Raw genomic sequence first — 13,296 nt, 5'->3', positions numbered from 1 at the left:
TAGTCCACCGTACAAATCTCCTATACCTAAGATCAAGGTATAGTCTCAGCGGCATTCCTCTCTTACTACGCAAAATCTGAAATCGCATTCGGTTCGTCCAAAGCCGTAATCTGAATTTAAGTTCCCTAAACTTCGTATCAGACATGTTCCAGTTCTCACATTTCAATTTGCTTCGGCATAACTAAGAATTAGACAGTCTAGATAAAACCCCGCAGGATCTTATGTGACTGGCGCATCCCCTTGACCCGTCAGAGAAAAAGCACGCTGCGCGCAGTATAACGAGATAGGCTTTATGCGACCTACGCGGGTTCGCTATCGAGACGGATTGAGAGGGGGGACTTGTCAAGACTTGCTCTGTCATATTCCGCCATTGCCTCGGATGTAAGTACGAACCGAGCACGGACCGGGGCATCAGATTAGAGACACATTGGACGCAACGGAATTCTTGCCCCGATTGCAGTCCGGCAATTCGGATGATGCATCAGACCAAGGAAGCTACTACTCCTTTGGAATTCGAACATGCTCTATCGTTTGCTCATGATTAGCCCGAACGGGGTTCCGGTGCCATCCTGGCATAGATCTCAGTGGTCGTCTTGGACTCGTGCCCCAGCTCCTTCTAAACCGCCTCAAGCGGCGTTCTGGCGTCAATCTGGAAGTGAGCCAGGCTGCACCGCCAGTTGTGCGGTGGCCTTAGTCCTTCTTCGCCCGCAGCATCTCTTCCGTCGCCCGCTCCACACTCGCCCGCACGGGATCGAGCGCCAGTCTGGCGTAGATCTCCGTAGTCACCTTGGACTCATGACCCAGCGTCTTTTGGATCACCTCCAGCGGCGTGCCTGTGTCGATCTGAAAGGAAGCCAGGCTGCGGCGCAGGTCGTGCATGTGAAGGTCGGTGAGGCCGGCCCGCACGCAAATGCGGTCCCAGCCGTTCTGCGGTGATGCCATGTGTCCCTTCTGGCGTCCAGGGAACACGAAAGGCCCAGCATGCCCAGCCGCGCGCTGCTCCAGGATGGCCATGGCGTGAGAGGATAGGACCACATGGAGTTCGCGGTGGGTCTTCGACTCCCCACCTGGGATCGTCCAGAGCGCCTTCTCGCGTGATACATGCTCCCAACGCATGGCGAGCAGGTTGGTCTTGCGCACTCCCGTGAAGAGCAGGAGCAAGATGAAGTCACGCAGGTCGCGGCTGGGATCCTCGTCTATTGCCTTCAGGAACGCCGGCAGCTCGTGGGCTTCCAGCCGTCGCGTGCGCTCCTGTTCTTCAAAGAACTCGATGCGCGCAGCGGGGTTGGGAATGCCCAGTTCGTGCACGGCAATGGCGCGATGCAGGACAGCCTTCAGCGTGGCCACCAGGCGGTTGGCAGCGATACGGCCGTTGTCCTTCCCAATTCGCTGATGCAGGGCCTCCACGTCCTTCCGCCGCAGCTCGCGCACAGGGCGCCCCTGCAACGTGCTCAGGTGCATGTCCCAGGCACGCCGGTACTCTGCCAGCGTCACGTCTCGCCGCCGGGTGGCCGCGTGCGCCATGTATTCCTCAAATGCCTCCATCAGCGTGAGCTCGGCTGGCACGTCCTCCACAACTTGGCGCGCCGGCGCGGGCCCCCTGCCCGCTAGAATCTCCATCACCATGTCGATGGCCATGCGCCTGGCGCGATCCACCGCCAATTCTTGCACGCTGCCGAGGCGCACCTGGTGTGTGCGCCCTTTGCGGTGCTTCACCACGTAGAAGGACTTCCCGCCCGCGGGGGTCACCATGCAGGCCAGCGCGGGCACCTGATCGTCGAACACCCACGTGCGCTTCGCACCATCCCCCTGCAGGGCCTCCAGGGCCGCTTTCGTGAATCGAATCCTCAGCATCCTCACCTCGCTCGTTACCCTTCAAATATCAGACCGGGATAGGACCCATTTGACCGGCGTTTGACGGGTCAAAATTGTCACAAGAATGAAACACTCAACCTTTTGACTATCAAGCATTTAGCTGCAACGAAGGGATGAAAGCCAATTGTTCCAGTGACAAGCAGAGGGACCCCTTTTGGGGGCTCCCTCTGTTTTTACCATCCGGCCTGCGCGCCGCCGGCAGCCCCCACCAACACCGGCGCTTCCGGCGACTGTCCCGTCCCATCGACACTCCGCGCAGCCCGCTGCAGACGGCGCAGTCCGGCCGGAACTCCCGGTGGGACCCGCCGTTGAACGGGCCCTGACTTCGACGCGCCCGGGCCCTCGACTCCCGGCCGGCCAACCTCCGAGGCCGCTTTGCGGCCCTCATCCGCGACACGTGTACTGCAGCCGGACTGCCTTCCGGGTGGATTCCGGCTGCCCATTCCGGAGGACTGATCATGCGCTTCCATCGACGCACACCCACTCTGGTGGCCGCCGGCCTCCTGCTCATCAGCTGCCTCGTGCTGGTGCTCGTCACCAGTTGCGATCTCGCGCCCGTGGGCGGCTGTCCGCCCTCCTTCGAAGGAGAGGCCGCCACGCCCCTCAGCGGGAGCTGGGATTCCCAAGGCTCCGATACCGACTTCGCCAAGGACCTCTCCGCCAAGTGGTTCTGCATCTGGTTCCCGCGCTGGTGCCAGCCCGAGCTGCCGGAGGATCCCCTGGGAGACCTCTACTACTGGGGCGGGCCGAACTTCAGCGTCAAGCGGGCGGACGTGCCGGCCTGGGCGGCCTTCCACAACGCCAGTCTGAGCGCCTGGCGCCACGCCGAGCGCAACCCCGAGGGCCTGCTTCGCGCCATGGAGGAGGCCGCCGCGGCCTGCGGCGTGGCCGACCAGTTCTCCCGGCAGGACCGGGAGGTCTGTCTCAACCTGTTCAAGCGCTTGCTGGACGGCGAGTTGTCGCCGCAGGACATGCCCACCCACGCCGACCTCATGCGGACCTGGCAGGACCGGCCGACCCGCGGGGCCTTCGCACACGACAAGGAGCTGCCGGCCCTGCTGCGCGATCTGGAGAACGGCATCGCCGCCGCCGAGGTGCGGAAGTGGCAGGACTTCGCCGATTCCAAGGCCAACAGCGATCTGCGCGAATACTGGAGCGCCTCGTGCATGGCGGCCTCCGTCGCCTGGTGGTTCGAGTTCAGCCAGGATGTGGGGGAAGATTGCTCGTGGGGCGTGTTCGCCGATCTGACCGCCCTGCAGCGGACGCAGAACTGGCAGGGCGTGGCGGTTGCCTCGCTGGCCGGGGCGCTGGTGGACGTGATCCAGCACTTCTGGCCGCAGGACGAGTAGCGGGTCTCCAGCGGGCGGGCTGTCAGCGGCGGTCCGCCCGCTCAACGACCCCGCAACAGGCCCGCCAGGCGTTCGCCGTGGCGGGAAAAATGGAAGTGCTGCAACGCTGTTTGCCGACCCCGCTCGCCGATGGCCGCCAGCTCGCCACGCCGCCCGTAGATCTCCAGCAGCTTGGCGCGCAGGCGCTCCGGCCGGTCCGACGGCAGCAGAAAGCCGTTCACGCCGTCCTGGAGGTAGTCGGCATTGTCGCTGACCGCCGTGGCCAGGGTGGCTACGCCGGAGCCCAGGTAGCCGGCCAGCTTGGTGGAGAAGCCGTACTCGTTCTGCAGCGTGCGGGGCCGCGGCAGGATCAGCAGGTGGTGGGCTCCCAGCACGCGCTGGATTTCGCAGAGGGAGCGCTCGCCGTGGAAATGCACGCGCGCCTCCAGGTCCAGCCGGCGGACCAAAGCACGCAGCCGGCGCCCCTCCGGCGTCTGCCACTTGCCGTAGATCTGCAGCTCGGCGTCGGGCAGTTGTCCGCGCAATTCGCCCAGGACCCGGATGAAGCGGCCCAAGCCTTCCTTGCGCTGGCTCACGCTGCCCGTGAAGCCGATCTGGAAGCCGGGGGGCGGCGGGTCGGCAGCGTGCGGCGCCGGCTCGTCCATCAGCACGGGCACGCGCACCAGGTTGGGATTGCGCGGCGCGACCCAGGCCTCCAGGCGGCGGGAAATCACCACCACGCCCTGGTAGCGGGAGATCTGCCGGTCCAGCAGCGCGGCCTTGAGCAATTGATAGGGAAAGAGCAGCCAGTCGCGCAGGCAGTCGCCCAGCCGGTTCCACTGGAAGCCCCGCAGGTGCAGGGCCAGGCCCAGCTCGAGTTCGTTCTTCTCCAGATAGACGGCCAGCCCGGCCTCCTGCAGCGTGCGCCGGGTCAGCCGGTTCTCCCACAGCTCGTGGTTGTTGGGCACCACCAGCACGGAGCACTCGCCCCCCAGCGCGCGGATCCGCTCCAGCACCTCCCGCAGCCACCGGCGGAGGCGCCGGCGCGGCCACCCCTGTTCCCACCAGGCGAGCGGAGGCAGGGTTCGGCCCTGGGCCAGGCAGCCCGCCACCCCCGTCTCGAGGGGCGGCGCGCCCAGGTCCAGGCAGCGCGAGGAAAAAATGTGGACGTGGCCGCCGGTGGCCGCCACGAAGGCCCGGGCGTAATTCAACAGGCGGGACCAGGCGGCGCCGCCGGGGCGGTCCAGGCGGACGTAGCAGAGGATGACCAGCTGCCGCGGCGCCACCGGATCCGTCATGGGTGACGCTCGGCGATCAGGCCCTGGTAGAAGGCCTCCAGGCGCTCGGCCTCGCGCACGCTGGTGAAGCGCTCGGCCAGCCGGGCCTGCCCGGCCGCGGCCGTTTCCCGCCGCAAGCCGTCGTCGTCCAGCAGGCGGCCCAGGGCCTGAGCCAGCGCGCCCGGGTCGCCGGGCGGCACCAGCAGGGCCGCGCCGCTCCCATCCAGGGCCTCGCGCACGCCGGGCAGGTCGCTGGCCACCACGGCCAGCCCGGCGGCCCAGTATTCAAGCAGGGTGTTGGGAAAACCCTCGCGCAGGGAAGGCAGCACGCCGATTCCCGCCAGCGACAGCACGCCGGCCGCGGGGCGGACGAAGCCGGGGAAGCGCACGCTCTCGTCCAGACCCAGCTCCCGGCTGCGGGACTTCAACTCGGCCTCCAGCGGGCCCTCGCCCACCAGATCCAGTTGCAGGACCCGGCCCGCGCGCTGGAGTTGGTCCACGGCTTGCAGCAGCGGCTCCAGGCCCTTGCCCGCCGCCAGCCGCGACAGGCAGACCAGCCGGTCCGCCGGTCCGGGCAGGGCGGGCCGCGCCGGGGCCAGCGCGCCGTTCCAGGACACCGCCACGTCCTCGGGACGCAGCCAGCTGTAGTTCGTTAGCAGTTCGTCCCTGACCACCTGGGCGGGGGCCAGCAGGCGCGTTCCCAGCAGGTGGTGCGTGCGGCGCCGGACCCAGCTGTCGGGGAAGTCGCTGCCCGAGCCCACCCGGTGCACCACGGGCACGCCGGCCAGCCGGCTGGCCACTCCCGCGGTGGACAAGTCGCGGCCCGTGTTGCAGACCGTTACCTCAATGCCCAGGCGGCGGATCAGGCCGTGCAGGCGCAGGATCAGCAGGGGCGACCAGCTCATGCCGAAGGCCAGCGGCAGGATGCTCAGGTCCGCGTCCCGGCAGGCGTCCAGGAAGGGGTCGCCCGTCCGGCCGGCCACCCACAGTTCGTGACCGCGCTGCTGCAGGCTGCGGGCACTCCGCAGGCACCAGCTCTTGACGCCGCCCCAGCGACGCGTGCTGTTGACGTAGAGGATCCTCATGGCCGCCGCGCTCCCCGTTGGGACTGGAACAGGCGGGGCTGGCCGCGCAGCAGGGACTCCACTTCGCGCCAGACGCTCTCCGCCGGAATCTCCTCCAGGCTGCGGGCCGTCTCGCAGGGCCCGCGGGTGGGCAGGCGGCGCGTCTCCGAGGCCGTGGCCACCCAGCGCTGGGTGGCGTCCCCCGGGCGCGTCCAGCTCTCGGGGTGCACGCGGCCGAAGACGGCCACGCTGGGAATGCCGGAGAGGGCCGCCAGGTGCTTGGGTCCGCCGTCGTTGCCCACGAAGAGCGCGCAGCGGGCCAGGATCTCCTTCAGCACGGGAAAGGAGGGCAGGGGGTAGTCCACCAGGGCCGCGGGGCCGATGCGCTCCGCCACCCGCCGGGCCGCCTCCTCCTCGCCCGGCCCGTGCACCAGGAAGGGCCGCAGCCCCGCCGCAGCCAGCCGCCGGCCCACCTCCGCCAGCGCCTCCGCCGGCCAGACCTTGTAGGGTTGCCGACTGACGCCGAACAGGGCCGCCACGGGCCAGCGCGCGGGTCCGCCCGGGCGGGCGGGGGGCAGGCTGGCCGTGCCCTGGAAAGTGGCGCGGCAGAACAGCTCCGCCTCCTGGCGGGCCTGGGGCGCCACGGGAAACTCCAGCTCCAGGTCGCGGGGATCGGGGGCGTGGGCCTCGTCCAGCAGCCGCCCCAGCAGCCGCAGCTTGTCCAGGGCGCTGTAATCGGCGTTGTGTCTCACGTAGCGCGTGCTGTAGACCAGCGGCCTCCACCAGCGGCCGCCGTATCCCAGCCGCACGGGCGCGCCGCTCAGCCGCGCCAGCAGGCCCGTCTTGGCCAGGCCCTGGCAGTCGATCACCCAATCGTAACGGGCCCGTCGCAATTCCATGGCCAGGTCCAGCAGGTCCACGCCCGTGGGCCGCTCGCTCAGCAGCCGGATCTCATCCACCAGGGAATTGTGCTCCAGCACCTGACGGCTGCCGGGTTCGCAGAGGAAGTCCAGCCGCGCGTCGGGGAAGTTGCCGCGCAGGCTGCGCAGCAGCGGCGTGGTCATGAGCACGTCGCCAAGGCGCCGCAGTTGGATGACCAGGATGCGAATCATGGACCGGAGGACCCCGGCGGGACCGGCCCGCCGTACTCCACGTACTGCTTCTCCTCCACCAGCGCGGAGCCGAAGTGCGCGTTGAGTTCACGCTTCAGCCGGGCGCGCCGGTCGTTGGTGTAATACACGGCGCGGGCCAGCTCGATGAAGCGCGCGTCGAAGCGTTGCTCGCGCTCCAGCACCCGCAGCTCGTCCTCGATGCGCCAGAGTTCCGCGTTCACCTCGTCCAGCCCCTGCTCCAGCTCCGGATGGGCAAGGCCATGCGTCCGGGCCACGGCCTCCAGCTCGTCCAGCTCGCGGCGGACATTCTGGCGCTTGGCCGGATCCTGGATCTCCACCAGCTTGATGCGCAGGATGGACATCTTGTCCAGCAGTTCGCCCACGGACACGGGCACGGATAGGATCACGCCTCCTCCTGGATGCTGAATTGGAGATCGTAGAGCTTGCGGTACTCCTCGCTGGTGCGCAGGAGCTCCTCGTGCGGACCCACGCCGTCGATGCGCCCCTCCTTGAGGCAGACGATGCGGTCCGCCCGGATGATGGTGGAGAGCCGGTGGGCGATCACCAGGGCCGTGCGCTCGCTCACCGAGCGCTCCAGCGCGGCCTGCACCAGCTGCTCGCTCTCCGAGTCCAGCGCGCTGGTGGCCTCGTCGAAGACCAGCACCTGGGGATGCCGCGCCACGGCCCGCGCGATGGCCAGCCGCTGGCGCTGTCCGCCGGAGAGGTTGTGCCCGCCCTCCTGCACCAGCGAGTCGGGGCCGCCCATCTCGCGCACGAAGCCTTCCGCGTTGGCCAGGCCCAGGGCTTCCTCCACCTGGACTGGATCGGGCACCGCCCGCGGATAGCAAACGTTCTCCGCCACGCTGAGCTGGAAGAGCCAGGTGTCCTGGCCCACCACGCCGAACAGGCCGCGATAGGCGCCCAGGTCCAGCTCGCGGATATCCCGCCCGTCCAGCAGCAGCTCGCCCTGGCTGGGATCGATCAGCCGCAGCACCAGATTGGCCAGCGTGGTCTTGCCCGAGCCCGAGCCGCCCACCAGGGCCAGCATCTCGCCCTTGCGCAGGGTCAGGCTCACGTCCTGCAGCGCCGGCTTGCCGTCGTAGGACAGGCTGACGTGGCGCAGCTCGATCCCTTCGCGCAGTCCATCCACGGGCCGGGGATGCTCGGCCAGCGCCAGCGAGCTGCGCAGTTTGAAGATCTCCAGGATGCGGTCTCCGGCGCCTGTGCCGCGTTGCAGCTCGTTCCAGGTGCGGGCCGTGATCTTCAGCGGGTGCAGCATGGCCAGCAGGGCCGCCAGAAAGGTGAGGAAGGCCGAGCCCGACATGCCCTCGCCGCTGAGCACGTGCCGGCCGCCGTACCAGAGCATGAAGACGGCCACGAGCATGGAGGCGAACTCGCCGAAAGGTCCGGACAGCCCGGCCACCAGCTCCAGCTTGCGCATGCGGCGGAAGTAGCTGGTGGTGGCCTCGCGGAAGCGCTGGATTTCGCGCTCCCGGGCGAAGAAGGCCTGCACCACACGGTAGCCCTGCAGATTCTCCGAGAGCCGCTCGGACACGCGCGACATGTGCTCCTGGGCGCGCCGGCTGTAGGTGCGCAGCTTGCGCCCGATGTACTGGAAGCCGCCCACCGCCGGGGCCAGCACCAGCACCGAGATCAGGGTCAGGCGCCAGTCCACCAGCAGCGCCAGCACGAAGTAGACCAGACTCTGCAGCAGGTTCGAGAGCAGGTCGGCCACCTTGGTGACGGTCAGGCTGCGCACCACCATCACGTCGTTGACGACGCGGCTGATCAGCTCGCCCTGACGGAAGCGCTGCACCACGTCCAGCGAGAGGTCCTGCAGGTGGGTGAAGAGGTGGTCGCGCAGGCGGCGCACCATGGTCTGCTCCACCTGCACGAAGAACACGCGGTAGAGGTAGAAGGCGAAGAACTTGGCCGTGGCCAACCCCAGCGCCAGCCCGCAGAGCAGCAGCAGCACGGTGGAGCGCGTGTGACGTCCGAGGAAGGCGTCCAGGGCCTGCCCGGCGGGCTCGCGCAGACCGCCGGCCGCGTGCAGGGCGTGCGACAGGTCCTGGCCCAGCTGGCTGATGGACGGCCCCAGCGCCATCACCTTATCCGGGGCGGGGTCCGCGGAGGCTCCGCCGAACACGCCCTCGAAGAAGGGGTAGATCAGGCCGATGTTCGCCCCCGCCAGCAGGCTGGAGAGCACCATCATCACCAGACCCAGCGCCAGGTAGCTGCGCACCCCGCGCAGGTAAGGCAGGAATTGTCGAATCAGTGGCCACATGTTGCCAATATACTTGAAGAGCAGGCCCCTCTTCGCGCCGAGGATGAAACGTTCCGGTTGATGTGGGGCCTGAGCTCGCTTCGAAACCGGGAGTTCCCATGTCGCACATCCGTCCTGCCAGTCGCCGGGCCGCGGCCGGCCTGCTGCTGATCATCGCCGCCCGCGCGGCGGCCTCGCCCCTGGATCGCTTCCAGGAGCAGGGCGAGCTGCACGGCTTCGCTTGCCGCCACCTCTACCTGGACAGCCAGGGCCGCACGGCCGGGGCCTGTCTGGTGCACGAGTCGGGCTTCACCGTGGACCTGCTCCCGCTGGAGACCGCGCCTCAGGCCTTCGTGTGGATCGCCACGCCCGTCAGCGGCCACCAGGGAGAGCCCCACACACTCGAGCATTTGCTGCTGGGCAAGGGCCGGCGCGGCCTCTCCGTGGCCAACGCCGAGGAATTCCGCCTGAGTTCGTCCACCGCCTTCACGGGCCAGCTGGAGACCTGCTACCACTTCAGCACGGCCTTGGGCGAGGAGGCCTTCCTGACGGAGTTCGGCGACCGCCTGGACGCGCTCCTGCACCCGGACTTCAGCGACGAGGAGATCCGGCGCGAGGTCTGCCACGTGGGACCCAAGTCCGGGCCGGCGGGCCTCGAGCTGGAGGAGAAGGGCACGGTCTACACGGAGATGCTCTCCAGCTGGGACAATGGCTGGAGCCGCGCCTCTCACCGCCTGAACGCCGCGCTGTTCGGCGCGGACCACCCCCAGGCGGCCTACCAGGGCGGCATTCCCGCGGAGATCCGCCGGCTGACGCCCCGGGACATCCGCGACTTCCAGCGCGAGTCGCACTTCCTGGGCAACATGGGCGTGGAGCTGGTGCTGCCCGCGGGCGGCATGAACGAACCGCTGCTGGCCAAGCTGGACAGCCTGCTGCGTCGTGTGGAGCCCGAGCGCCCGGACTTCTCCACCCGTACACGCGGCGATCTGCCGCCGCTGCGGCCCGCCGCCGGGCTGCTGACGGAGGTGGTGGACGCGCCCGGCGCCCGGGAGGGCGAGCCGGCCCTGCTGCTGGCGGCCTGGCCCCCCACGCGCAAGCTGGCGCGCCCGGACTTCCTCTTTGCCCAGCTCTTTCTCTCCGTGGCCGGCTCGGGGGAGAGCTCCGACTTGTATCACGAACTCATCGATCCGGCCCACGCGGCGGATCCGCTGGGCGCGGCCTGGCTCAGCATGTGGATCGAGGATGCGCCGGGCCAGGCCGTCTGGCTGGGAATGGGCAGCCTGCCTCCTTCCCGTGTGACAGTGGCGGGTCTGACGGAGATCCGCGCCCGGATCCTCGCTCGACTGGGCGAGATTTCTGCCTGGCGGGCCGGCGAGCCGCAACTGGAGTCCCTGAAGGAGCGCGCACTGGCCCTGCTGGCCTCCCAGCGCCGCCAGGGCCGCGGCCTGTTGGACCATCCGCCTGGTTTCGGCCAGCGCGGCACGAGTTCTTTTTGGGCCGACCACCTGCGCAACCTGCGCGCCACGGGCGAATTCCGCCTGCGCCTGGACGAGGAACCCGCCCTGGCCGACATCGAGCAGCGCCTGCAGCGGGCGGGCAATCCTTTCTCCGCGCTGCTGGACCAGCTGGGGCTGCTGAAGACGCCGCCCCACGTCGTCGGCACGCGCAGCAATCCGGCGCTGCTGGAGCAGAAGGAGAGCGAGCGGCTGGCCCGGCTGGAGGCCTTCGCCGATTCCCTCGAGACCGCCTACGGTGTGACGGACCGCCAGGAGGCCCTGCGCCGCTTCGCCGCCGACTACGACCAGGTGAGCGCCGAGCTGGAGGCCCAGCGCGCCGGCCTGCCCGTGCCCGAGCTGCCCGCCACCCTGCCGCTGGACTACGACCCCGAGATCCTGACCGAGGAACACACGCTGGCCGGCGGAGTCCCGCTGCTGCACGGAGTCTTCGAAGGCATGCAGGGAGCGCGCTTCGATCTGGCTTTTGATGTGGGCCCCCTCGCGGGCCTGCCCTGGCTCTCCGCCCTGCCCGCCCTGCTCACGCAAAGCGGGCTGCGGGGCGCAACGGACACATTGGACTTCCGCCAGGTGGAGGACGCCCTGCGCCGGGAGGTGAGCTGGGCCGGCTGCTGGCTCGACACGGATCTGGAGGCGGGCCGGGCGGAGCTGGTCTTCACCTCCGTGGGGACGAGCGCGGAGGAGTGCCGCACGGGCATCCGCTGGCTGGAGCGCTTCCTGACCGACGCGGACTGGTCCGCAGCCAACCGTCCCCGCCTGCGGGAGATTGTCCGGCGGGAACTGTCCGGTCTGCGGGAGACGCGCAAGGGCAGCGAGGAGAGCTGGGTGGAGATCCCCGCCGCGGCGTGGCCGCAGCGCCGGCAACCCGGACTGCTGCGGGCGGGCTGCTTCCTTACCCAGGAGCACGATCTCTTCCGCTGCGCCTGGGCCCTGCAGGATCTGCCCCCCGCGGCCCGGGACCTGCTCCGCGGACTGGCACGCCTGCCCGAGCAATGGCCGGGGCGCCCGGATTCCTGCCTGGCCTGGACGCGCGGCCTGCTGGAGGCCCCCGCGGACGGGCGCGCCCGCTACCTGATTCGGCTGGATCCCAACTTCAGTTCGAGTGCCCTGGATGCGGCGACTTGGCAGGTGCTGGAACTGGCCGTGCGGGATCTGGCCGCCTTCGGCGCCGAGTTGCCCGCGGAGTCCTTCGCCGCGGACTGGGCCCGCCTGGCCCGCGAGCTGACAGACTCGGCCGAGTTGCTCACCCAACTGGACCTGCGTCTGGTGAACCGCTGCGGCCGGCGCCGGGCCTGGTTCACGGGCAGCCGGGCCGCCTGGGACCAGGTGCGGCCCCTGGCCGCCTCGGTGGCCGAGCGCCGGGTGGATCCCGCGGAGCGCGAACAGAAGGTGGATCGAAGCGCGATGATCCTGACGGGTCTGCAGGTTCGAACCCGCCTGCTGGGCGTCGACCAGCCGGAAACCTGCCGCGGTCTGCTGGATCCCGGTTCCTCCAGCGGCGTGGTCATCGCCAGCGCACCCCTGACCTGGCAACACGCCTGGACGCGCGAGGACCTGCTGAACCACCTGGCCGGCAACCTGCTGGGCGGCGGCAGCGACCAGGGGCTGTTCATGCAGACCTGGGCCGCCGGACTGGCCTACTCCAACGGCATCCGGCCCCGGGAACGCACCGGCGTCCTGCGCTACTACGCCGAGCGCTGTCCCGATCTCTCCCAGACGCTGAGCTTTGTGGAAGAGCGCGTGCGACAGGCGCCGCCCGTGGATGCCGCCCGGACGCGCACGGCCCTGATCACGGCGCTGGGCGGTTCGCGCACAGCGCTGGATTATGACGAGCGCACGCGCCAGCGGGCGTTGGAGCTGCAACTGGTCGAATGGGTGGACGAGTACGGCCGGCACACGGGACCGTTCAGCGGTAAAACCACACGCCTGGACGATTTGCGCGGCTTCCGCCGTGGGCTCATCGGCCTGCTGGACGACCCGCAGCTGCCGGCCGAACTGGAGGCGCGCAAGCTGGCCGTGCACGCGCGCGTCTTCCCGGGCCTGGCGGAGGGCGGCTGGCTGCCGCTGCCCGGGACCCAGTTCTTCATCATCGGGCCGGAGCGGCAGTTCGAGCTGGCGGACGACTACCTGGCGGCCCGGGCACCCGGCCACGCGCTGCGCCGGCTCCGGCCGCGGGACTACTGGCTGGTGGAGGAGAAGTGACCGGACTGCCCCGACTCCACGTCGCCACCGGCAACGCCCACAAACTGATCGAACTGCGTCACACGCTGGAGGAGGCCTTCGGCCCTGTGGAGCTGAAGAGCCTGCGCGACTTCCCGGAGCTCGCCGAGCCCGTCGAGGACGGCGCCACGCTGGAGGAAAACGCGCTGATCAAGGCGCGCGCGCTCTTCGCCCACGCCGGCGGACTCTGTCTGGCGGACGACACCGGCCTGATGGTGGAGGCGCTGGGCGGCGCGCCGGGCGTCTACAGCGCGCGCTGGGCGGGCGAAGCCTGCAGCTACGCCGACAACGTGGCCAGGATGGTGCGGGAGATCGCGGTCGTGCCCGAGGATCGGCGCCAGGCGAGCTTCGCCACCGTGCTGGCCGTCATCGAGCCGGACGGCCGTGAGACGCTGCTGCGCGGCTTGTGTCACGGACGGATCCTGGGCGCGCCGCGCGGGACCGGCGGCTTCGGCTACGATCCGGTCTTCCTGCTGCCCGAGCTGGGCAAGAGCTTCGCCGAGCTGACCCTGGAGGAGAAAAACGCCGTCAGCCACCGGGGCCGGGCCGTGGCTGAGCTAGTCTCCTGGCTGCGCTCGTCTTTGGGTTGGGAACCAACACAGAGACACAGAGAGATGAATTGAGGGTTTAAGGCAGGGCCGTC

Annotated in this window: 9 protein-coding genes; 3 read left to right on the top strand and 6 right to left on the bottom strand. The window is 69.2% G+C overall.

Annotated elements, in window-relative coordinates; translation table 11 throughout:
- Nucleotides 1-690 precede the first annotated feature (690 nt).
- Entirely contained in the window at nucleotides 691-1,854 is a 1,164-nt protein-coding gene (locus WC326_12830) for a tyrosine-type recombinase/integrase (protein ID MFA7331946.1), read from the bottom strand.
- 479 nt (nucleotides 1,855-2,333) lie between these two features.
- Here WC326_12830 and WC326_12825 point away from each other — a divergent pair, with 479 nt between their 5' ends.
- Nucleotides 2,334-3,224, top strand: coding sequence for a hypothetical protein (locus tag WC326_12825; GenBank protein MFA7331945.1), 891 nt, complete (start codon nucleotides 2,334-2,336; stop codon nucleotides 3,222-3,224).
- Between the two features lie 41 nt (nucleotides 3,225-3,265).
- Here the strand turns inward: WC326_12825 and WC326_12820 are convergent, their stop codons facing one another.
- From WC326_12820 to WC326_12800, 5 genes are read right to left on the bottom strand one after another with little or no spacing between them, the layout of a single operon-like run.
- Nucleotides 3,266-4,501 (bottom strand): glycosyltransferase family 4 protein, encoded by a 1,236-nt coding sequence (locus WC326_12820; GenBank protein ID MFA7331944.1) that lies wholly within the window; start codon nucleotides 4,499-4,501, stop codon nucleotides 3,266-3,268.
- Complete coding sequence (locus WC326_12815; GenBank protein ID MFA7331943.1) at nucleotides 4,498-5,565, bottom strand: glycosyltransferase family 4 protein; 1,068 nt, start codon at nucleotides 5,563-5,565, stop codon at nucleotides 4,498-4,500. The genes WC326_12820 and WC326_12815 overlap by 4 nt, the downstream gene beginning before the upstream one ends.
- Nucleotides 5,562-6,656: a glycosyltransferase family 9 protein gene (locus WC326_12810; GenBank protein ID MFA7331942.1), complete on the bottom strand. Its 1,095-nt coding sequence runs from the start codon at nucleotides 6,654-6,656 to the stop codon at nucleotides 5,562-5,564. Before WC326_12810 ends, WC326_12815 begins: the two co-directional genes overlap by 4 nt.
- Nucleotides 6,653-7,018 (bottom strand): hypothetical protein, encoded by a 366-nt coding sequence (locus WC326_12805; GenBank protein ID MFA7331941.1) that lies wholly within the window; start codon nucleotides 7,016-7,018, stop codon nucleotides 6,653-6,655. Before WC326_12805 ends, WC326_12810 begins: the two co-directional genes overlap by 4 nt.
- 41 nt (nucleotides 7,019-7,059) lie before the next feature.
- Entirely contained in the window at nucleotides 7,060-8,940 is a 1,881-nt protein-coding gene (locus WC326_12800; protein MFA7331940.1) for an ABC transporter ATP-binding protein, read from the bottom strand.
- A 98-nt stretch (nucleotides 8,941-9,038) separates the two neighbouring features.
- Here WC326_12800 and WC326_12795 point away from each other — a divergent pair, with 98 nt between their 5' ends.
- Both WC326_12795 and rdgB read left to right on the top strand, forming a co-directional pair.
- On the top strand, nucleotides 9,039-12,635 hold the full coding sequence (locus tag WC326_12795; GenBank protein MFA7331939.1) for a hypothetical protein: 3,597 nt from the start codon (nucleotides 9,039-9,041) through the stop codon (nucleotides 12,633-12,635).
- A 5-nt stretch (nucleotides 12,636-12,640) separates the two neighbouring features.
- Entirely contained in the window at nucleotides 12,641-13,276 is a 636-nt protein-coding gene (gene rdgB, locus WC326_12790) for an RdgB/HAM1 family non-canonical purine NTP pyrophosphatase (protein MFA7331938.1), read from the top strand.
- Nucleotides 13,277-13,296: the final 20 nt, after the last annotated feature.

This window comes from Candidatus Delongbacteria bacterium (genome assembly GCA_041675285.1).
Taxonomy (GTDB): domain Bacteria; phylum CAIWAD01; class CAIWAD01; order CAIWAD01; family CAIWAD01; genus CAIWAD01.
This window is presented reverse-complemented; position numbering and strand designations above follow the sequence as displayed.

What these genes read in the sequence shown, in the direction of transcription:
- WC326_12830 (MFA7331946.1), bottom strand. Translation starts at nt 1,854, where the DNA reads ATGCTGAGGATTCGATTCACGAAAGCGGCCCTGGAGGCCCTGCAGGGG.
- WC326_12825 (MFA7331945.1), top strand. Translation starts at nt 2,334, where the DNA reads ATGCGCTTCCATCGACGCACACCCACTCTGGTGGCCGCCGGCCTCCTG.
- WC326_12820 (MFA7331944.1), bottom strand. Translation starts at nt 4,501, where the DNA reads ATGACGGATCCGGTGGCGCCGCGGCAGCTGGTCATCCTCTGCTACGTC.
- WC326_12815 (MFA7331943.1), bottom strand. Translation starts at nt 5,565, where the DNA reads ATGAGGATCCTCTACGTCAACAGCACGCGTCGCTGGGGCGGCGTCAAG.
- WC326_12810 (MFA7331942.1), bottom strand. Translation starts at nt 6,656, where the DNA reads ATGATTCGCATCCTGGTCATCCAACTGCGGCGCCTTGGCGACGTGCTC.
- WC326_12805 (MFA7331941.1), bottom strand. Translation starts at nt 7,018, where the DNA reads ATGTCCATCCTGCGCATCAAGCTGGTGGAGATCCAGGATCCGGCCAAG.
- WC326_12800 (MFA7331940.1), bottom strand. Translation starts at nt 8,940, where the DNA reads ATGTGGCCACTGATTCGACAATTCCTGCCTTACCTGCGCGGGGTGCGC.
- WC326_12795 (MFA7331939.1), top strand. Translation starts at nt 9,039, where the DNA reads ATGTCGCACATCCGTCCTGCCAGTCGCCGGGCCGCGGCCGGCCTGCTG.